Raw genomic sequence first — 21,895 nt, 5'->3', positions numbered from 1 at the left:
CTGCAAGGGTAAAGAGTGAGAACTGCGACACGCTGACCCACTTCAGACCGCTTTGTGTTCCAGGCTGGCGATTAATTATTTCCAGACGTCATCCGTTCTCATTGGTGAATGGAACAGCGCAATCCTCATAACCCTGTAGGCGCGAGCTCGCTCGCGATGCTCGTCAACGATGGCGATGGGCGCCTGACACTCCGCGGCGTTCTCCTTTTTTTCGCGAGCAAGCTCGCTCCTACAGCCGAATTCAGGCAGGAAACCTCATGACCGACGCGTTCGAACTCCCCAGCACAATGGTCCAAGCCCTTCAGCGCCGTGCGGCCCTGACGCCGGATCGGGTGGCCCTGCGCTTTCTCGCCGAGACCCCGGATCAGGCAGTGGTGCTCAGCTATCGCGAACTGGACCTGCGGGCGCGGACGATTGCCGGTGCATTGCAGGCCCAAACGGATGTCGGCGACCGCGCGGTGTTGCTGTTCCCCAGCGGCCCGGATTATGTCGCGGCGTTCTTCGGTTGCCTGTATGCCGGGGTGATCGCAGTGCCGGCCTACCCGCCGGAGTCGGCACGCCGTCATCACCAGGAACGCCTGCTGTCGATCATCGGCGATGCCCAGCCGCGCTTGCTGCTGACCAGCGCCGGGCTGCGCGATGGGTTGCAGCAAATCGAAGGGGCGCCGCCGCTGCTGTGTGTCGATATTCTCGACGGTGCACTGGCCGAGCGCTGGGCCGCGGTGGACTTGCAGGACGATCACATCGCCTTCCTGCAATACACCTCCGGCTCCACCTCGCTGCCCAAAGGCGTGCAAGTCAGCCACGGCAATCTGGTGGCCAACGAACTGCTGATTCGCCACGGTTTCGGCATTGACCTGAACCCTGACGACGTCATCGTCAGCTGGCTGCCGCTGTACCACGACATGGGCCTGATCGGCGGCCTGCTGCAGCCGATTTTCAGCGGCGTGCCTTGCGTGTTGATGTCACCGGCGTACTTCCTCGGCCGGCCGTTGCGCTGGCTGGAGGCGATCAGCGAATACGGCGGCACCATCAGCGGCGGGCCGGATTTTGCCTATCGCTTGTGCAGCGAGCGGGTCAGTGAGTCAGCCCTGGAACGGCTCGACCTGAGTGGCTGGCGCGTGGCGTATTCCGGTTCCGAACCGATTCGCCTCGACACCCTGGAGCGTTTCGCCGGGAAGTTCGCGACCTGCGGCTTCACCGCGGACAGTTTCATGGCCTCCTACGGTCTGGCCGAAGCCACCTTGTTCGTGGCCGGCACAGCGCGCGGCCAAGGCATCGGCAACCTGCGGGTGGATGATCAGGCCCTGGCGCAGAACCGTGTCGAAGCGGGCGAGGGCAGCCCGATCATGAGTTGCGGTCTCAGCCAACCGGCGCACTCGGTGCTGATCATCGACCCAGTCTCGCTCAACGAACAGGCCGACAACGTCGTCGGCGAAGTCTGGGCCAGCGGGCCAAGCATCGCCTCAGGCTACTGGCGCAACCCCGAGGCGTCGGCCAAGACCTTCGTCCGGCACGCCGGCCAGACCTGGTTGCGTACCGGGGACCTGGGCTTCCTGCGCAACAGCGAGCTGTTCATCACCGGGCGCCTGAAGGACATGCTGATCGTGCGCGGGCACAACCTGTACCCGCAGGACATCGAGCAGACCGTCGAGCGCGAAGTGGAAGTGGTGCGCAAAGGCCGGGTTGCCGCCTTTGCCGTTACGGTTGATGGTCAGGAAGGTATCGGCATCGCTGCCGAAATCAGCCGCAGCGTGCAGAAAATCCTGCCGCCCGAATCCTTGATCAAAGCCATTCGCCAGGCCGTTGCCGAGGCGTATCAGCAAGCACCGAGCGTGGTGCTGCTGCTCAATCCGGGCGCGCTGCCCAAGACCTCCAGCGGCAAATTGCAACGCTCGGCATGCCGCAGTCGCCTGGCGGATGGCAGTCTCGACAGCTACGCGATGTTCCCGTCGGCCGCCACCGAAAGTGCAGGCCGGATCGAGTCGGGCTCCGAGCTGCAAAGCCTGATCGGCCGGATCTGGTGTGAGCAGTTGCAGGTGGGGCAGGTGAGCGCCGATGATCATTTCTTCTTGCTCGGCGGCAACTCCATCGCGGCGACGCAAGTGGTGGCGCGCCTGCGTGAAGAGCTCGGTCTGGAGTTGAACCTGCGCCTGCTGTTCGAAGCGCCGACCCTTGGCGTATTCACCGATGTCGTAGCCCTCCAGCAACAGGACGGTGGCCTGGCCCAGGGCGCGATCACTGCGCTGTCGCGCCAGCAACCGATGCCGCAATCGCTGGCACAAAACCGCCTGTGGATCACCTGGCAACTCGACCCGCACAGCAGCGCCTACAATATTCCCGGTGCCTTGCGCCTGCGCGGCGAGCTGGATGAGGACGCCTTGCGCGCCAGTTTCCAGCAGTTGATCGAGCGCCACGAATCCCTGCGCACGCGATTCTTCGAACGTGACGGCGTGGCGCTGCAACAGGTCGTTGCGGCGGCCGGGTTCAACCTGCAACTGATCGATATCAGCGACCTGCCGGCCGCCGAGCGAGAGACCCGGGCGCAGCAGATCCGCGAGGACGAAGCGCGGACTCAGTTCGATCTGGAAAAAGGCCCGTTGATGTGGGTGACGCTGGTTCGCCTCGACGACGAAGACCATCAGTTGCTGGTGACGATGCACCACATCATCGCTGACGGCTGGTCGCTGAATGTGTTGATCGACGAGTTCTCGCGCTTGTATGCGGCGGCTGCCCAAGGCCAGCAAGCGCTGCTGGCGCCATTGCCGACGCAGTACGCTGATTACGGCAGCTGGCAGCGGCAATGGCTGGCGCAAGGGGAAGGCGAGCGTCAACTGGCCTACTGGAAAGACCGCTTGGGTGATGAGCATCCAACCCTGAGCCTGGCCAGCGACCATCCACGCTCTGCACAACAACGACACAGCGCCGCTCGCCACACCGTGCGTCTGGGCGCGGCCCTGAGCGATGCGATTCGGCAGACCGCCCAGGCCCATGAATCGACCGCCTTCATGCTGTTGCTGGCTGCGTTCCAGACCTTGTTGCACCGCTACAGCGGCCAACGAGATATTCGCATCGGCGTGCCCAATGCCAACCGTCCGCGCCTGGAAACCCAGGGCCTGATCGGTTTCTTCATCAATACCCAGGTGCTGCGTGCCGAGGTGGACTCGCGTCTGCCATTCGTTGAGCTGCTGGCGCAGACCCGGCAGGCCGCGTTGGGTGCGCAAGCGCATCAGGACCTGCCGTTCGAGCAACTGCTGGAAGCATTCCCACAGGCCCGTGAACAGGGTCTTTTCCAGGTCATGTTCAACCATCAGCAACGGGACCTCAGCGCCTTGAAGCGCCTGCCGGGGCTGCTGGCCGAAGAGCTGCCATGGCATAGCCGCGAAGCCAAGTTCGATTTGCAACTGCACAGTGAAGAAGACCGCAACGGTCGCCTGACCTTGTCCTTCGACTACGCCAGCGAATTGTTCGAGGCCGCGACCATCGAGCGCCTGGCCGAGCATTTCAGCAACCTGCTGCGCGCTGTCTGCGAGCAAGCGGACACCGCCATCGGTGACCTGCCACTGTTGACGGCTGCCGAGCACCTTCAGCAATCGGACTGGGCCAGCGCACCCTGCGCAGCGGCCAGCCAATGGCTGCCTGAGTGGCTCAACCAGCAAGCCCGCCTGACACCTGAGCGCCCGGCGTTGATGTGGGACGGCGGCCAGATGGACTTCGCCGAACTGCACACCCAGGCCAACCGTCTGGCCCATTACCTGCGCGACAAAGGCGTCGGACCGGACGTCTGCGTGGCCATCGCCTGCGAGCGTTCGCCGCAACTGCTGATCGGTCTGCTGGCGATCATCAAGGCCGGTGGCGCCTACGTGCCGCTGGACCCGGATTACCCGGCCGAACGCCTGGCCTACATGCTCAGCGACAGCGGTGTTGAATTGCTGCTGACGCAAACCCGATTGCTTGAGCGCCTGCCAGAGACTGACGGCGTCAGTGTGATCGCTATGGATGCCTTGCATCTGGACAGCTGGCCAAGCCATGCGCCGGGGCTGCACCTGCACGGCGACAACCTCGCCTATGTGATTTACACCTCCGGTTCCACCGGCCAGCCCAAAGGCGTCGGCAACACCCACGCCGCGCTGGCCGAGCGCCTGCAATGGATGCAGGACACTTATCGTCTGAACGAAACCGATGTGCTGATGCAAAAGGCGCCGATCAGTTTCGACGTGTCGGTGTGGGAGTGCTTCTGGCCGCTGATCACTGGCGCACGTTTGCTGATCGCCGCGCCCGGTGAACACCGCGATCCGCATCGCATCGCGCAGCTGGTGCAGGCGTATGGCGTGACCACGTTGCACTTCGTGCCACCGCTGCTTTCGTTGTTCATCGACGAACCGCTGAGCGCTGAATGCACCAGCTTGCGCCGGGTATTCTCCGGGGGTGAAGCCTTGCCGGCGGAGCTGCGCAACCGGGTGCTGGCGCAGCTGCCGGCGGTGCAACTGCACAACCGCTACGGTCCGACTGAAACCGCGATCAACGTCACCCACTGGCATTGCTCCAGCGCCGATGGCGAACGTTCGCCGATTGGCCGGCCATTGGGCAATGTGATCTGCCGCGTGCTCGACAGCGATCTGAATCCCGTTCCGGCCGGCGTGCCGGGTGAGCTGTGCATCAGCGGCGCTGGCCTGGCCCGTGGTTACCTCGGCCGCCCGGCGTTGACCGCCGAACGCTTCGTGGTCGATCCGTTGGGCGAGCCGGGCGCACGGCTGTATCGCACCGGCGACCGGGCGCGCTGGACGGCGGATGGCGTGATCGAATACCTCGGCCGTCTCGATCAGCAGGTCAAGTTGCGCGGGTTCCGCGTTGAACCGGAAGAAGTCCAGGCGCGGCTGCTGGCTCAGGACGGCGTTGCGCAAGCCGTGGTGCTGGTGCGCGACACCGTGGCCGGGGCGCAGTTGATCGGTTACTACACCGCAGCGAACAATTCCGAGGACGAAGCCGAGCAAACCGCGCGCCTGAAAAGCGCATTGGCTGCCGAACTGCCGGAATACATGGTGCCGGCGCAACTGATGCGCCTGGAACAAATGCCCCTCAGCCCGAGCGGCAAGCTCGACCGCCGCGCCTTGCCGGACCCGCAGTGGCAGGTGCGCGAACACGTCGAGCCCGTGACAGGACTGGAACAACGCATCGCCGGTATCTGGCGCGAAGTGCTGGGCCTGGCGCAAGTCGGCCTGCGCGATGATTTCTTTGCCCTCGGCGGCCACTCCCTGCTGGCCACGCAAATCATCTCCCGCACCCGCCAGGCCTGTGACGTCGAGTTGCCGCTGCGGGCGCTGTTCGAACACAGCGAACTCGGTGCGTTTGCCAAACAGGTTCGCCTTATCAAGGCCAGCGGCAGCACCAATAAACAGCCGCCGATTGAAAAAGTCGACCGCAGCCAGCCGGTGCCGCTGTCCTATTCCCAGCAGCGCATGTGGTTCCTCTGGCAGATGGAGCCGGACAGCCCAGCCTACAACGTCGGCGGCATGGCACGGCTGCGCGGCGTGCTCGATGTGGCGCGTTTCGAGGCGGCGCTGCAAGCCCTGATCCTGCGTCACGAAACCCTGCGCACCACGTTCCCGAGTATCGACGGCGTCGCCCGCCAGCAAGTACACGCGCAAACCGGCGTGCGCATGGCGTGGAAGGATTTCACCGCGCTGGATGCCGAAGTCCGCGAATGGCAGGTCCAGCAACTGGCCGACGACGAAGCGCACCAGCCGTTCGATCTGGAAACCGGACCCTTGCTGCGCGCCTGTCTGGTCAAGACCGCCGAACAGGAACACTACCTCGTCCTGACCCTGCACCACATCGTCACCGAAGGCTGGGCGATGGACATTTTTGCCCGGGAACTCAGCGCGCTGTACGAAGCGTTCGTCGATGATCGTGAATCACCGCTGGCGCCGTTGCCGGTGCAGTACCTGGATTACAGCGTGTGGCAGCGTCAGTGGCTGGAGTCCGGTGAGCGTCAGCGCCAGCTCGATTACTGGACCACGCAACTGGGCCGCGAACACCCGCTGCTGGAGTTGCCGGCCGACCGTCCGCGTCCGCCGGTGCAAAGCCATCAGGGTGAGTTGTATCGTTTCGACCTGAGCGACGACCTCGCGGCAAAGGTCCGCGCCTTCAACGCGCAAAACGGCTTGACCCTGTTCATGACCATGACCGCCGCCCTGGCTACGCTGCTGTACCGCTACAGCGGCCAGACCGATCTGCGCATCGGCGCGCCGGTGGCCAACCGCATTCGTCCGGAAAGCGAAGGGCTGATCGGTGCGTTCCTCAATACGCAAGTGCTGCGCTGCCGGCTCGACGGGCAGATGTCTGTCGGCGAGTTGTTCGAGCAGGTGCGCCACACGGTGATCGAAGGCCAGTCCCATCAGGACCTGCCGTTCGATCATCTGGTGGAAGCCCTGCAGCCGCCACGCAGCACGGCCTACAACCCGTTGTTCCAGGTAATGTGCAACGTGCAGCGCTGGGAGTTCCAGCAAAGCCGCAGCCTGGCCGGCATGACGGTCGAGTACCTGGCCAACGATGCCCGCGCGACCAAGTTTGACCTCAACCTGGAAGTCACCGACCTCGATCATCGCCTGGGTTGCTGCCTGACCTACAGCACCGATCTGTTCGACGAGCCGCGCATTGCGCGCATGGCCGGGCATTGGCGCAACCTGCTGGAGGCGCTGATTGCCGATCCGCAGCAACGCTTGAGCGAGCTGCCGCTGCTGGCGTGCGGCGAACAACAACGCCTGCTCGACAGCCTCGGCGTCGAGCCGGGCGAGCATCGACTGGATCAATGCATTCATCATTTGTTCGCCGAGCAAGCCTTGACGCGCCAAGACGCTCCGGCCCTGACCTTCGCCGGGCAGACCCTGAGCTACGCCGGACTCGACAGCCGCGCCAATCGCCTCGCGTGGATGCTGCGCGAGCGCGGTGTCGGTCCGCAGGTACGCGTGGGCCTGGCACTGGAGCGCTCGCTGGAGATGGTCGTCGGCCTGCTGGCGATCCTCAAGGCCGGTGGCGCCTATGTGCCGCTGGATCCGGAATACCCGCTGGACCGCTTGCATTACATGATCGAAGACAGCGGCATCGGTTTGCTGCTCAGCGATGCGGCGATGTTCAAGGCCCTCGGCGAGTTGCCGGCGACTGTTGGCCGCTGGTGTCTTGAAGAAGACGCCGCTGCACTGGCCAGCTACCCAGCCACCGAGCTGCCGTTGATCAGCCTGCCGCAGCATCAGGCCTACCTGATCTACACCTCGGGCTCGACCGGTAAACCGAAGGGCGTGGTGGTGTCCCACGGCGAAATCGCCATGCACTGCCGCGCGGTGATCGAGCGCTTTGGCATGCGCCCGGACGATTGCGAACTGCACTTCTATTCGATCAACTTCGACGCCGCTACCGAGCGTTTGCTGGTGCCGTTGTTGAGCGGGGCGCAAGTGGTGCTGCGTGCACAGGGCCAATGGGACGCTGAAGAAATCTGCGGATTGATCCACACCCATCAGATCAACGTTCTCGGATTCACCCCAAGCTACGGTAGTCAGTTGGCGCAATGGCTGGCAACGCAAAATGAAACCCTGCCGGTGCGCATGATCATCACCGGCGGCGAAGCGCTGACCGGTGAACACCTGGCGCGCATTCGCGCAGCCTTCCAGCCGAGCCAGTTCTTCAACGCCTACGGCCCGACCGAAACCGTGGTCATGCCGCTGGCCAGTCTTGCCCCTGAAGTACTGGAAGAGGGCGCCGGCAGCGTACCGATCGGCAGCGTGATCGGCGACCGCGTGGCCTACATTCTCGACGCCGACCTGGCGTTGGTGCCGCAAGGCGCGACGGGCGAGTTGTACGTCGGTGGCGCGGGTCTGGCCCAGGGTTATCACCAGCGTCCGGGCATGACCGCGGAGCGCTTTGTCGCCGATCCGTTTGCCGCCAGCGGCGGGCGCATCTACCGCACCGGCGACCTGGTGCGCCAGCGCGCCGACGGCCAGGTGGAATACCTCGGGCGCATCGATCATCAAGTGAAGATTCGCGGCTTCCGTATCGAGTTGGGTGAGATCGAAACCCGTTTGCTGGAGCACGAATCGATCCGTGAAGCGGTGGTGCTGGCGCTCGATGCCCCGAACGGCAAGCAACTGGTCGGCTATCTGGTGACGGACGTCGCCGAACAGAACGAAGCACAGCAATCGGTCTTGCGCGAAGCCCTCAAGGCGCATCTCAAGTCGCAACTGCCAGACTACATGGTGCCCACGCACCTGATCCTGCTGGCGAGCATGCCGTTGACCACCAACGGCAAGCTCGATCGTCGCGCGCTGCCGGCGCCGGACCCGGAACTGAATCGCCAACACTACGTAGCGCCGAGCAACGAGCTTGAAGTCACCCTCGCGCAGATCTGGTGCGAAGCGCTGAACGTCGAACAGGTCGGTCTCAAAGACAACTTTTTCGAACTGGGCGGCGACTCGATCCTGTCGATCCAGGTGGTCAGCCGGGCGCGGCAGCAGGGCATCCACTTCAGCCCTCGCGACCTGTTCCAGCACCAGACCGTGCAGACCCTTGCCGCCGTGGCCACCCGCAACGAGCTGGTCAGCGCCGAGCAAGGCTTGATCATGGGCGAGTCGCGTCTGACGCCGATCCAGCACTGGTTCTTCGACACCGACATCCCGCAACGCCAGCACTGGAACCAGGCGTTGTTGCTGCAACCGACTGTCGCCCTCGAACCCCATCGCCTGGAGCAAGCGCTGCTGGCGGTGATCGAACAGCACGACGTCTTGCGCCTGCGTTTCAGCAAGGTCGCCGGCCAATGGCAGGCCACACACCAGTCGATTTCCGATGCGCCGGTGTTGTGGCAGGTACGCGTTTCGTCCATGGACAAATGCGCGGTCTTGTTCGCCGATGCCCAGCGCAGCCTCGACCTTGAAGAAGGACCGTTACTGCGCGTGCTGCTGGTCGATGGTCCCGAAGATCAGCAACGGCTGTTCATCGCGATTCACCATTTGGTGGTCGATGGCGTTTCATGGCGCGTGCTGCTGGACGATCTGCAAACCGTGTATCGCCAACTGGACGCGCAGCAGTCGGTGAAACTGCCGGCGAAAACCAGCGCCTTCAAGGACTGGGCCGCACGCCTGCAAGCCTACGCCGGCAGTGAGTCCCTGCGCGAAGAACTGGGCTGGTGGCAGGCGCAACTGGCCGGGGCCACCGTCGATCTGCCCTGCGATCACCCGGGGGGCGGGCGGCAGAACCGGCATGCGCAAAGCGTCAGCGTGCGCCTCGACAGCGAGCGTACCCGGCAGTTGCTGCAACAGGCACCGAGTGCCTATCGCACCCAGGTCAACGACTTGCTGCTGACCGCATTGGCCCGCGTGCTGTGCCGCTGGAGCGGTCAGCCATCGGCGCTGATTCAACTGGAAGGCCACGGCCGCGAAGCGTTGTTCGACGACATCGACCTGACCCGCACCGTCGGCTGGTTCACCAGCGCCTATCCCCTGCGCCTGACCCCGTTGAACATCGAAGAGACCGCCGGGCAGGGCGCGTCGATCAAGGCGATCAAGGAGCAATTGCGTGCGGTGCCGCACAAAGGCCTGGGCTATGGCGTGCTGCGCTACCTTGCCGATGAGCAGAGTCGCCAGCGCATGGCCGGGTTGCCGGTGGCGCCGATCACCTTCAACTACCTCGGCCAGTTCGACCAGAGCTTCGGGGCGGACGCGCTGTTCCATCCGCTGGATGAAGCCATTGGTGCGGCCCACGATGCCAATGCCCCGATGCCCAACGAGCTGAGCGTCGACGGTCAGGTGTATGGCGGTGAACTGGTGCTGCGCTGGACTTTCAGCGCCGAACGCTTCGATGGGCAAACCATCAACGAGTTGGCCGATGCCTACCTCGGCGAGTTGAACAGCCTGATCGAGCATTGCCTGCGCGACGACGCGGGTGGCCTGACGCCGTCGGACTTCCCGCTGGCGAATCTCAGCCAGACGCAACTGGATGCGCTGCCGGTCCCGGCCGCCGTCATCGAAGACGTCTACCCGCTGACCCCGATGCAGGAAGGCATGCTGCTGCACACCTTGCTGGAGCCGGGCACTGGCCTGTACTACATGCAGGACCGTTACCGCATCAACAGCGAACTCGACCCGCAGCGTTTCGCCCAGGCCTGGCAAGCGGTGATCGCCCGCCACGAAGCGTTGCGCGCGTCGTTCTGCTGGAACGTCGGCTCAGACATGCTGCAAGTGATCCACAAACCGGGCAACACGCCGATCGAATACCTTGACTGGCGCGATCTCGACGAAGCCGAACAAGAACCGAAGCTGCAAACCTTGCTCAAGACCGAACGCGAGGCCGGGTTCGATCTGCTCAACCAGGCACCCTTCCACTTGCGTTTGATCCGTGTAGGCGCGGCGCGCTACTGGTTCATGATGAGCAACCACCACATCCTCATCGATGCCTGGTGCCGTTCGCTGCTGATGAACGATTTCTTCGAGATCTACAGCGCCCTCGGCGAAGGCCGGGAAGCGCAGTTGGCGGTGCCGCCACGTTATCGCGACTACATTGGCTGGCTGCAACACCAAAGCCTGGCCGAAGCGCGGCAGTGGTGGAAAACCAACCTGCAGGGTTTCGAACGGACCACACCGATCCCGAGCGACCGGCCATTGCTGCGCGAACATGCCGGCGACAGCGGCGGCATGATCGTCGGCGACCGTTATACAAGGCTCGATGCCCGTGACGGTGCGCAATTGCGCGAACTGGCCCAGGCCCATCAGTTGACCATCAATACCTTCGCCCAGGCGGCGTGGGCGCTGGTGCTGTGGCGCTTGAGCGGTGATCGCGACGTGCTGTTCGGCGTCACCGTGGCTGGGCGTCCGGTGGACATGCCGCAGATGCAACGCACCGTCGGCCTGTTCATCAACAGCATCGCGCTGCGGGTGAAAATGCCCGAGGACGGCCAGCGTTGCAGCGTGCGCCAGTGGCTCAGCGGTCTGCTCGACCACAACATGCAACTGCGTGAATACGAATACCTGCCGCTGGTGAACATCCAGGAGCAAAGCGAACTGCCCAAGGGTCAGCCGTTGTTCGACAGCCTGTTCGTGTTCGAAAACGCCCCGGTGGAAGTCTCGGTGCTGGACCGTGCGCAGAGCCTCAACGCGACCTCGGATTCGGGTCGGACCCATACCAACTTCCCGCTCACGGCCGTGTGCTATCCGGGGGATGACCTGGGCTTGCACCTGTCCTACGATCAGCGCTACTTCGATGAGGCCACGGTCGAGCGCATGCTTGGTGAGTTCAAGCGTCTGCTGCTGGCGTTGGTGGAAGGTTTCCATGGCGACATGGCCGACCTGCCGTTGCTGGGGGCTGAGGAGCAGGATTTCCTCATCCATGGCTGCAACCAGAGCGAACAGGATTACCCGCTGGAGCAGAGCTACGTTGCACTGTTTGAAACCCAGGTCGCCCGATATCCGCAGCGGATTGCCGCCAGTTGTGTTGATCGGCAGTACAGCTACCTTGAGCTGAACCAGCGCAGTAACCGCCTCGGTCATGCGTTGATCGCCGCCGGTGTCGGGCGCGATCAACCGGTAGCCTTGCTGGCCGAACGCAGCCTCGATTTGCTGGGCATGATCATCGGCAGCTTCAAGGCGGGGGCGGGTTACCTGCCGCTGGATCCGGGTTTGCCGAGTCAGCGTCTGAGCCGGATCATCGATCTGAGCCGCACGCCATTGCTGGTGTGCACGCAAGCGTGCCATGCACAGGCGCAGGCCTTGCTCGACGAATTCGGCTGCGTCAGCCGGCCACGGCTGCTGGTCTGGGAGGAAGTCCAGGCCCTTGCGCTGTCGGCGGACAATCCTGGTGTCTACAGCGGCCCGGACAACCTCGCCTACGTGATCTACACATCCGGCTCCACCGGTTTGCCCAAAGGCGTGATGGTCGAACAGCGCGGCATGCTCAACAACCAGTTGAGCAAGGTGCCGTACCTGAACCTGAGCGACACCGACGTGATTGCGCAAACCGCGTCGCAAAGCTTCGATATTTCGGTCTGGCAGTTCCTCGCCGCGCCCTTGTTCGGCGCCCGGGTGGACATCGTGCCGAACACCATCGCCCACGATCCCCAAGGCTTGCTCGCCCATGTGCAGAGCCAGGGCATCACCGTGCTGGAAAGCGTGCCGTCGCTGATCCAGGGCATGCTCGCCCAGGAGCGCATGAGCCTTGACGGCTTGCGCTGGATGCTGCCGACGGGTGAGGCGATGCCGCCGGATCTGGCGCATCAATGGCTGCTGCGCTATCCGCAGATCGGGCTGGTGAATGCCTACGGTCCGGCGGAATGCTCGGATGACGTGGCGTTCTTCCGCGTCGATATGGCGTCGACTCGCGGCAGCTACCTGCCGATTGGCACGCCGACCGACAACAACCGTTTGTACCTGCTCGACGGAGCGCTGGAACTGGTGCCGCTGGGCGCGGTGGGTGAACTGTGCGTGGCGGGGACCGGGGTCGGTCGCGGCTATGTCAGCGATCCGCTGCGCACTGCCCCGGTGTTTGTGCCGAACCCGTTCGGCGCACCGGGTGAGCGCCTGTATCGCACCGGCGACCTGGCCCGCCGTCGCAGTGACGGTGTGCTGGAATACGTCGGTCGGGTCGACCATCAGGTGAAGATCCGTGGTTATCGTATCGAACTGGGTGAAATCGAGGCTCGCCTGCATGAACAACCGCAAGTCCGCGATGCGGCGGTGGGTGTGCAGGAGGGTGCGAACGGCAAGCATCTGGTTGGCTATCTGGTGGCGGTCGATTCAGCGCTCAATCCCGCTGAACGCCTGGAGCGCATCAAGCAGCGCCTGCGTGCCGAGTTGCCGGAATACATGGTGCCGCTGCACTGGCTGTGGCTGGACAAGCTGCCGCTCAACGCCAACGGCAAACTGGACCGCAAGGCCCTGCCGGTGCTGGAGATCGGCCAGATGCAAAGCCAGGATTACCAGGCGCCGCGCAATGACCTGGAGCAGACCCTGGCAGGCATCTGGGCCGAGGTGCTGAAGGTCGAGAAGGTGGGCGTTCGCGACAACTTCTTCGAGTTGGGCGGGCATTCGCTGCTGGCCACGCAAATCGCCTCGCGGGTGCAGAAAACCCTGCAACAGGAGGTGCCGCTACGGGCAATGTTCGAGTGCAGCACGGTGGAAAAATTGGCCCGGTACATCGACGGGTTGGCGGCCAGCGAGCTCACCGAGGAGAAGGTGGATCGCTTGAATGACCTGATGGCGGAGTTGGAGGGGTTTTGATTCCCTGGCGTCAGTAATGGCCCCATCGCGAGCAAGCTCCCAGTGGTTTGTGGCGATCACATCATCTGTGATCAGCATGAATCCCTGTAGGAGCGGCGGTGCGGCGATCCGACTTGCCCGCGAAGGCGGTGGCACAAACGCACACACTCCAGCGATTGACGAGGGACTACCTGCCGCTCAGTCTTCCGGCTCCATTTTTACTCGCGGAGACAGTCGATGCCCTTCGTAACGATAGACGGACAAGCCCTTCACTACATCGATCAAGGCACCGGCCCGGCGGTGCTGCTGGCCGGTAGTTACCTGTGGGACCAGGCCATGTGGGCGCCGCAGATTGCCGCGCTGTCGCAACAGTATCGTGTGATAGCCCTGGACCTGTGGGGGCACGGCCAATCCGGGCCATTGCCTGTCGGTACGACGTCGCTTGATGACCTGGCGCGTCAGGCATTGGTCCTGCTCGACCATCTGGACATCGAGCGGATCACGCTGGTCGGCCTGTCGGTCGGTGGCATGTGGGGCGTACGCCTGGCGTTGTCGGCAGCGCACCGGCTCAATGGCCTGGTGTTGATGGACACCTACGTCGGCGCCGAACCGGAGCCGACTCGCCAGTATTACTTTTCACTGTTGAAGCAGATCGAAGAGGCGGGTGTCATCACTCCAGCGCTGCTGGATATCGTGGTGCCGATTTTCTTCCGGCCGGGCATTGATCCGCAGTCGGCGCTCTACCGGGAATTTTATGCTTCCCTGGCGGCTCTACCCGCGGATCGCCTGCGTGAAAGCATCGTGCCGATGGGGCGGATTACATTTGGGCGGGATGACCAGTTATCGCGTCTGGGCGAACTGGACGCAGCGAATACACTGGTAATGTGCGGCGACCAGGACAAGCCTCGGCCGCCGAGTGAAGCCCGTGAAATGGCTGAGCTGATTGGCTGCCCGTGGGTACTGGTGCCGGAGGCGGGGCATATTTCCAATCTGGAGAATCCTGGGTTTGTCACCCAAGCGCTGCTGGCATTTTTGGCTGGGCGCAATCCGGCGTAGGGTTTGCGAAAAAGATCGCAGCCTTCGGCAGCTCCTACAGGAGTCGAGTGGTCTCTGTAGGAGCTGCCGAAGGCTGCGATCTTTTGATCTTGCTTACTTCGGTCCGAGAATCTTCGCCAGTTTGTCCGGCGACGGCGCGCCTTGCTGCTGTTGCAGATTGCCCTTGTCGTCCATGTAGAAAATCGCTGGCGTCGCCTGCAACTCCAGCTCTTCCATCAATTGCATGTTGGCCGCGAACTTTGCCTGAATCGCCGGCGGCACTTCCTTCAAGGCCTTGAGCGAACTGTCCTTGCCAGCGGCTTCGTGATCTTGCAGGGCTTTTTCCGGGTCTTTGGCTGCGAGCAGTGCGGCGGATTTCCCAGGGCTGTCTTCACGGATGATGCCCACCATGATGTGGCGCAACTGCACCTTGCCAGCCTTGACCCACGGCCGGGCCTGCTCCCAGAACACATTGCAGTACGGGCAGTTCGGGTCACTGAACAGGTACACCACGCGGGGCGCATCCTTCTTGCCGTCGCCGATCCAGTTGCTGGTTTCGAACTTGGCCCAGACTTCCTTGGCCATCGGGGCATACACCAGTTTCTGCAATGGCGCGCTGCTCAGGTCATTGCCCTCGGCGTCATACAGGTTGCCCAGCAACACGTGTTTGCCATCCGGGGTCAGGTACAGCGCCATGCCGCGGTTCTGGTATTGCGCGGCATAACCGCGCAAGCCGTCGGGAGCGTCGAACTGGCCGACGATTTTCGCGCCCTTGGCCTCGATTTTCTTGATCGCATCGGGCAACTCTTCGGCCTGCACCGATGGCAGGTGCAACAGGGCAGCACCGAGGCTCAGGGTCAGCAGGTGGCGGAGGCGGGGCATGGCAATTTCCTTGAAGAGGTGGCGGGTACGGTGTCGAAGTTTTCCAGTGCGCGGGCCAGGCTGGCTTCCGACAGCTCGCCCAGATGGCTGCCCAGCAGGCGACCCTCGGGGTTGTAGAACAGCGTAGTCGGCAACGCCATGGAACCGACGGCCTGGCTCAGACGCCCGCTGCCGTCGAACAGCACGTTGGACAGGCTCAGGCCCTGGGTTTCCAGGAATATCGCGACGCTTTGCATGCTTTCCGCCTGATTGACGAACAGGAACGTCAGGTCCGGCCGTTGTTGCTGGGCGTTTTCCAGCACCGGCATTTCCCGGCGGCACGGCGGGCACCAGGTGGCCCAGAGATTGATCACCAAGGGGCCGCCCTTGTAGTCGGCCAGTTGCACGGTTTCGCCGGCGGCGTTGCGCAAGGTGATTTCCGGCAGGCGTGTGCCTTGCTCGTAAATCGACAGGGAGAACGTCGCCAACAGCCAGAACGCCAGGCCACTGGCCACGCCAAAGCCCAATGGACGGCGCAGACCCGGGCGACGCCAGCCGCGATACAGGGTGGCGAGCAAAACCACAACTACCCCCGGCCAGGCGAGAAAACCGCCATCGCGCAGGTCGATGACCTGCCACGGATCATTGCGATAGTGCACCCAATAGGCCGCCACGAAACTGATTCGGGCTGCCAGCATGCCCAGCAGGAACAGGCTGAACAGCACCGATTCGGGGTTTTCACCACCACGCTTGGCAACCCGCCAGCCGACAAAAGTGGCCAGCGCCAGCGCACTGATCAGCAGCAGGTGATTAAGCGCGATGGCAAAGGTGCCGAGGGTGAAGGTCAGCATTAACGGGCGTCTCGGGTGATGGTCCAGCGTTGCAGGAAAGTATCGGCATCGACCTCGCCGGTGATGCGCTGGCTGCGCCGCTCTTCACCGTCCACGCCAATCCACAGCAGGCTCGGCGGCCCTGGCACTTTGTAACGGCCGAGCAGTTCGCGGCTGGCGGCATTGTCGGCGGTGACGTCCAGTCGGAGCAAGCGCACATCGCTCAAGGTTTCAAGGACACGGGCTTTGCCGAAGACCTGTTTTTCCATGACCTTGCACGACACGCACCAGTCGGCGTAGTAGTCCAGCAGCACCCACTGGCCCTGAGCGTGTGCGGCGTCGAGTTCCCGTTGCAGTGCCTGCGGATCCTTGACGGTGGTGAAGGCATCGTGGCCAACCGGCACGGCGGCCACAGCCTGGTTCGAGGCACGGTAGACCTGCAATGGCTTGAACGGATCATCGCCGCCACCGGCCGCACCGATCACCAACAGGCCACCCCACAAACCGAGCAGCAATGAGCTGGCGCCAAACAGATGCGCAATACGGCCAAAACCTTCCGACTGTTTCCAGGCGCTGTAGGCCGCGATCAACAGCAGTGCACCACACAAGCCCACCCATAGGGATTCGTCCAGCACCGGGCGCAGCATCAGCAATGCAGTGGCGAGGAACAGGAAACCGAAAATGCCTTTGACCAGGTTCATCCAGGCGCCGGGCTTGGGCATGAAGCGATTGCCGACGGTCACCAGCAGCAACAGCGGCACACCGATGCCGATGCCCATGACAAACAGAATCAATCCGCCATGCAACGCGTTGCCGCTTTGCGCGATGTAGAGCAGGGCGCCGGCCAGCGGTGCGGTCATGCACGGGCCGACCAGCAGACCGGACAGCGCCCCCAGCACCCCGGCGCCGATCAGGTTACCGCCGCGTTGATTGCGCGAGACGTTTTCCAGGCAATCACGCACGGCCACTGGCAGTTGCAGTTCGAAGAAGCCGAACATCGGCAGCGCCAACAGCACGAAAATCGCCGCGAAACTGCCCAACAGCCAGGGGTTCTGCAACCAGGCTTGCAGGTTCGCCCCGAGGGAGGCAGCCAGTACACCCATCGCCGCATACACCAGCGCCATGCTGATTACGTAACTGCTGGCCAGGGCAAATCCACGTTTGGGCGTGGCGCCGCTGCCGACGATCAACCCGGCCAGAATCGGCAGCATTGGCAATGAACAAGGCGTGAAGGCCAGCAACAGGCCCAGGCCGAAGAACAGCAAAAGGCTCCAGCCCAGTGCCCGTTGTTGCAGCCCGCTGGCCAGCGCCTGGTCCGGTGCTTCAGTTGCCGCATTCAGAGCATTGGTATTGCCCAGGTCCACGACTCTGGTTTGTGGCGGATAACACAAACCGGCATCGGCGCAGCCTTGGTAACTGACCTTGACCTGACCGCTCGCGCCAGCCGGAATCTTCAGTTCCAGGCCCTGTCGGTAGACTTGCTGCTCACCGAAAAACTCGTCGCTGTGGGCTTCACCTTCCGGCAACGCAGGATGCTGCCCGACAGGCAATCCGTCGAACTTCAAGCGCTTCTGGTACAGGTAATAGCCGTCGGTGATCTGCCAATAGAGCTGGGTTTCACCGGATTCCAGACGTTCAGAGGTCAGCGTGAAGGCTTTATCAACCGGGAGAAATTCAGGTTTGGTGTCGAACGGATTGGTTCCCGCCTGGGCCAGGCCCGCGATCAAGAGGGTAAAAAGTAAAAACAGACGACGCATGGATAAGCCTTTGCCCTGTGCTAATGAGGTGCACAGTGGCGGGTGGCGATTAACCGATGATTAACCGCCGCGGCCTTGTGGCGGTGGCGCTTGCGGCATAATGTCGACTTAATCGGTCAACGGCTTAATAGGCTTTATTTCTACGAGGCTCCCCATGCACGTACTGGTTTGCGAAGACGATGAATTGATCGCCAGCGGTATCGTCGCCGGCCTGACCGCCCAGGGCCTGACCGTGGAGCACGTCGCCACGGCGTCCGCCGCCCGGGCGATGCTCAAGGTCGCGGAGTTTGATGTCATGGTGCTCGACCTCGGCCTGCCCGATGAAGATGGCCTCAAGTTGCTGCAGCAGTTGCGTCACCATGGCCTGGAAATCCCGGTGCTGATCCTCACCGCCCGGGACTCGGTCACTGACCGCGTCGATGGCCTGCAAGCCGGCGCCGACGATTATCTGCTCAAGCCGTTCGACTTGCGCGAACTCGCTGCACGCTTGCACACGCTATTGCGGCGGGTGGCGGGGCGCAGTGTCAACCTGATCGAGCATGGTGCCCTGACCTACGACCCGAGCAGCCGCGAAACCACGCTCGCGGGACAGCCGGTGGATCTGTCGCGTCGCGAGCAGTCATTGCTGCAGGCCTTGCTGCATAACCGTGGCCGCGTGTTGTCCACCGAGCAGCTCAAGGACAGCGTCTACGGTTTCAACGACGAACTGGAAAGCAACGCCCTCAACGTCCATATCCATCACCTGCGGCGCAAGCTCGGCAACGGCATTGTCGAGACGGTGCGCGGCCTGGGCTATCGCCTGGGGCCGGCTGATGGGGGAGAAGAATCGAAGTGATGAGTCTGCGTTTGCGCCTGAGCCTGACGCTCGGCGCCGCATTTGCCTTGATCTGGGCCCTGGCCGCGGCCTGGATGCTCAGCGATTTGCGCAATCAAATGATGTTTTCCCTCGACCAGCGCCTGGTGGCGTCGGCGCGCATGGTCGCCGGCCTGATGGAGCAACTGCCGCCCGTGCCGAGCAAGGGCGAGGGCACCCATTTCAGCGCCGAACAACTGAACATTCCGGGCGGCATGGCCTGCCAGGTCAGCTCGTTGCGCGGTGAAATCCTCGCCCGCAGTCACACCGAGCCGCAGCAAACCCTGGAGGCCGAGAAACTCGGTTTTCACGATCAGATGATCGACGGCGCACCGTGGCGCAGTTTCACCTTGGCCCGGGGCGATCTGCGCATCACTACCGCCGACCGGCAGATCGAGCGCGAGGCGTTGAACATGTCGATCCTGCTGGCCGCTTCGGTGCCGGTGGGCGTGGCCTTGCTCGGATGCCTGTGCCTGCTCTGGCTGGGCATCGGCCAGGGTCTGGCGCCGCTCAACCGCATGCGCGACGCCTTGATGCGCCGCAGCGCCGATTCCCTCGAACCCTTGCAGATCCAGCCACTGCCCAGCGAGCTGCAACCCTTGCTGGAAACCCAGAACCAGTTGCTCCAGCGCATCGGCAAGACCATCGAGCGCGAACGTCGCCTGACCGGTGACGCGGCCCACGAACTGCGCAGCCCGTTGACCGCGATCAAGACCCACCTGCAAGTGGCGCGGATGACAGAAGGCAGCGCCCGGGATCAGTCCCTGGCCCGGGCCGAAGAGGGCGCCGACCGCATGCACCGGACCCTCGAACAATTGCTGTTGCTGGCGCGCGTCGAGGGCAGTCTGTCGTTTGACGACGGTGTGCAATGCAACGCCGAGCAAGTGGCGAAACTGGCGATCCAGGACGCGGCGAGCGGCGATCGCCAGCGCATCAGGTTTCAGGCACCGGGCAAGGTTTCCGCCGCGCCGGTACAAATGCCCGCCGTGCTGTCGATTGCCGCGCTGCGTAACTTGCTCGACAACGCACTGCGCCATACCCCTGCCGACAAAACGGTGGAGTTGAGCCTGGAAACCACCGGCAATCGTGTGCAGTTCGTGGTGCGCGATCATGGGCCGGGGATTGCCGAAGAAGATCTGCAACACCTGACCCAGCGCTTCTGGCGCAACGGCCAGAGCACCGGTTGTGGTCTGGGGCTGGCGATTGTCCAGGCCATCGTCCAGCGTTGCGGTTGCACGCTGCAATTCGATAGCCGACCGGACGGCTTGCGGGTTGAGCTGACGATGCCGTTGCAACCGGTCTGAAATACACCACCATACCCTGTGGGAGCGGGCTTGCTCGCGAAGAGGCCATCACATTCAACATCTATGTCGACTGTTACGCCGCCTTCGCGAGCAAGCTCGCTCCCACAGGGGAACTGTGACTGCCGTCGACTGTAACTTCTCTCGATCCGCCTAAATCCTTCCAGCGCTGATGCGTTTCCAGAACAGGAAAACCTGACAAGTGCGCCCCGTGACCGGAGCGCGTACCTGCCCGGTGTGCAGTTTTGGTCACTATCCACAGCGTATTGAGGGGTCGAGAGATGTCAGTCGCTACCAGCCTTATCGAAGAGCAGTCGGCGACGCCCGCCGAGACGCTTTATCAATTCAACGAATCGCCGCTGCTGGCCCGTCAGAGCCGGCAGGAATCCAACGCCCGCAGCTATCCACGGCGCATTCCCCTGGCACTCAAGCGCGCCAAGGGCCTGTATGTCGAAGACGTCGAAGGCCGAACCTTCATCGATTGCCTGGCCGGAGCAGGAACCCTGGCCCTGGGGCACAACCACCCGGTGGTGATCGAAGCCATCCAGCAAGTGCTGGCCGATGAGCTGCCGCTGCACACCCTGGACCTGACCACGCCGGTCAAGGACCGGTTTGTCCAGGACTTGTTCGGCTTGCTGCCACCAGCCCTGGCCGCTGAAGCGAAGATCCAGTTCTGCGGCCCGACCGGCACTGACGCCGTGGAAGCCGCACTGAAACTGGTGCGCACCGCCACCGGCCGCAGCACTGTGCTGTCGTTCCAGGGTGGCTATCACGGCATGAGCCAGGGCGCCTTGAGCCTGATGGGCAGCCTCGGGCCGAAAAAGCCCCTGGGCGCCTTGCTCGGCAGTGGCGTGCAGTTCATGCCGTACCCTTACGACTACCGCTGCCCGTTCGGGCTCGGCGGCGCGCAAGGGGTCAAAGCCAACCTGAGTTACCTGGAAAACCTGCTCAACGATCCCGAGGCCGGCGTGCAATTGCCGGCGGCGGTGATCGTGGAAGTAGTGCAGGGCGAGGGCGGGGTGATCCCGGCGGATCTGGACTGGTTGCGCGGTGTGCGGCGGATCACCGAGCAGGCTGGCGTCGCGCTGATCGTCGATGAAATCCAGAGTGGCTTTGCCCGCACCGGAAAGATGTTCGCCTTCGAGCATGCCGGGATCATTCCCGATGTCGTGGTGATGTCCAAGGCCATCGGCGGCAGCCTGCCGCTGGCGGTGGTGGTCTATCGCGACTGGCTCGACACCTGGCTGCCGGGCGCCCATGCGGGGACGTTTCGTGGCAATCAGATGGCCATGGCCGCCGGTTCCGCGGTGATGCGTTATCTGGTGGAGCACAAGGTCTGCGAGCATGCCGCCGCGATGGGCGAGCGCCTGGCCGAGCACCTGCGCATCCTGCAGCGGGATTTCCCGCAACTGGGTGACATTCGCGGGCGTGGCTTGATGCTCGGCGTCGAACTGGTGGACCCGACAGGCGCGCTGGATGCCCAAGGCCATCCGCCGGTCTTCGCCCGCCTGGCACCCCTGGTGCAGCGCGAATGCCTCAAGCGTGGCCTGATCCTGGAGCTCGGTGGCCGCCATGGCGCGGTGGTGCGCTTCCTGCCTCCGCTGGTGATTACTGCTGCGCAAATCGATCGCGTGGCCGAAATCTTCGGCCGGGCCCTGGCCGCCGCCACCGCCAATCCTTAAATTTTCCGCCCTGCGGAACGTTCTTTCTACATAACGGCTGCGCACACAGCGCAGCCCGCCCGAAAACGATGGAGAGACACCATGACGTCAGTATTCGACCGCGAGGACATCCTCTTTCAGGTCGTGGTCAACCACGAAGAGCAATACTCGATCTGGCCCGACTACAAAGCCGTGCCACAAGGCTGGCGCACAGTGGGCAAAAGCGGGCTGAAAAAGGAATGCCTGGCTTATATTGAAGAGACCTGGACCGACATGCGTCCGTTGAGTTTGCGGCTGAAGATGGACGAGCAGGCGGCTGTGGCGCACTGATCCGTCATGCAAAAAGAAGCCCGCTGGACTGG

9 protein-coding genes are annotated in these 21,895 nt (G+C 63.3%); 6 read left to right on the top strand and 3 right to left on the bottom strand.

What is annotated here, in order from left to right:
• Positions 1–257 precede the first annotated feature (257 nt).
• Together AC3IP0_RS20185 and AC3IP0_RS20180 are read left to right on the top strand one after the other, a co-directional pair.
• A complete protein-coding gene (locus AC3IP0_RS20185) occupies positions 258–13,256 on the top strand; it encodes a non-ribosomal peptide synthetase (protein WP_489316759.1) in 12,999 nt (4,332 codons plus the stop codon).
• A gap of 216 nt (positions 13,257–13,472) precedes the next feature.
• Complete coding sequence (locus tag AC3IP0_RS20180) at positions 13,473–14,291, top strand: alpha/beta fold hydrolase (RefSeq protein WP_489316758.1); 819 nt, start codon at positions 13,473–13,475, stop codon at positions 14,289–14,291.
• A 93-nt stretch (positions 14,292–14,384) separates the two neighbouring features.
• Here AC3IP0_RS20180 and dsbG read toward each other — a convergent pair whose 3' ends face one another.
• From dsbG to dsbD, 3 genes are read right to left on the bottom strand one after another with little or no spacing between them, the layout of a single operon-like run.
• The gene (dsbG, locus tag AC3IP0_RS20175; RefSeq protein ID WP_489316757.1) at positions 14,385–15,152 is read right to left on the bottom strand and encodes a thiol:disulfide interchange protein DsbG; all 768 of its coding nucleotides are present in this window, start codon (positions 15,150–15,152) and stop codon (positions 14,385–14,387) included.
• Positions 15,128–15,982, bottom strand: a complete 855-nt coding sequence (locus AC3IP0_RS20170; protein WP_489325731.1) for a TlpA family protein disulfide reductase — start codon at positions 15,980–15,982, stop codon at positions 15,128–15,130. The genes dsbG and AC3IP0_RS20170 overlap by 25 nt, the downstream gene beginning before the upstream one ends.
• Positions 15,982–17,718 carry a protein-disulfide reductase DsbD gene (gene dsbD / locus AC3IP0_RS20165; protein WP_489316755.1) on the bottom strand — a complete coding sequence of 579 codons (1,737 nt, stop codon included), beginning with the start codon at positions 17,716–17,718 and terminating at the stop codon, positions 15,982–15,984. The genes AC3IP0_RS20170 and dsbD overlap by 1 nt, the downstream gene beginning before the upstream one ends.
• Positions 17,719–17,872: 154 nt before the next feature.
• Between dsbD and AC3IP0_RS20160 the strand changes: the two genes are divergently transcribed.
• The 4 genes from AC3IP0_RS20160 (at position 17,873) to AC3IP0_RS20145 (ending at position 21,863) form a co-directional block, all read left to right on the top strand.
• The gene (locus tag AC3IP0_RS20160; RefSeq protein WP_489316754.1) at positions 17,873–18,553 is read left to right on the top strand and encodes a response regulator; all 681 of its coding nucleotides are present in this window, start codon (positions 17,873–17,875) and stop codon (positions 18,551–18,553) included.
• Positions 18,550–19,875 (top strand): ATP-binding protein, encoded by a 1,326-nt coding sequence (locus AC3IP0_RS20155; RefSeq protein ID WP_347907934.1) that lies wholly within the window; start codon positions 18,550–18,552, stop codon positions 19,873–19,875. Before AC3IP0_RS20160 ends, AC3IP0_RS20155 begins: the two co-directional genes overlap by 4 nt.
• A gap of 278 nt (positions 19,876–20,153) precedes the next feature.
• Entirely contained in the window at positions 20,154–21,554 is a 1,401-nt protein-coding gene (locus tag AC3IP0_RS20150; RefSeq protein ID WP_489316753.1) for an aspartate aminotransferase family protein, read from the top strand.
• Between the two features lie 81 nt (positions 21,555–21,635).
• A complete protein-coding gene (locus AC3IP0_RS20145; protein WP_489316752.1) occupies positions 21,636–21,863 on the top strand; it encodes an MbtH family protein in 228 nt (75 codons plus the stop codon).
• Positions 21,864–21,895 lie beyond the last annotated feature (32 nt).

The organism is Pseudomonas sp. GL_103, from assembly GCF_057835175.1.
The sequence above is the reverse complement of the archived record's forward strand: the minus strand, read 5'-3'. Positions and strand labels throughout refer to the sequence as shown.

Coding starts and splice junctions, on each gene's coding strand:
- AC3IP0_RS20185 (WP_489316759.1), top strand. CDS start 258: ATGACCGACGCGTTCGAACTCCCCAGCACAATGGTCCAAGCCCTTCAG.
- AC3IP0_RS20145 (WP_489316752.1), top strand. CDS start 21,636: ATGACGTCAGTATTCGACCGCGAGGACATCCTCTTTCAGGTCGTGGTC.
- AC3IP0_RS20160 (WP_489316754.1), top strand. CDS start 17,873: ATGCACGTACTGGTTTGCGAAGACGATGAATTGATCGCCAGCGGTATC.
- AC3IP0_RS20170 (WP_489325731.1), bottom strand. CDS start 15,982: ATGCTGACCTTCACCCTCGGCACCTTTGCCATCGCGCTTAATCACCTG.
- AC3IP0_RS20180 (WP_489316758.1), top strand. CDS start 13,473: ATGCCCTTCGTAACGATAGACGGACAAGCCCTTCACTACATCGATCAA.
- dsbD (WP_489316755.1), bottom strand. CDS start 17,718: ATGCGTCGTCTGTTTTTACTTTTTACCCTCTTGATCGCGGGCCTGGCC.
- dsbG (WP_489316757.1), bottom strand. CDS start 15,152: ATGCCCCGCCTCCGCCACCTGCTGACCCTGAGCCTCGGTGCTGCCCTG.
- AC3IP0_RS20150 (WP_489316753.1), top strand. CDS start 20,154: ATGTCAGTCGCTACCAGCCTTATCGAAGAGCAGTCGGCGACGCCCGCC.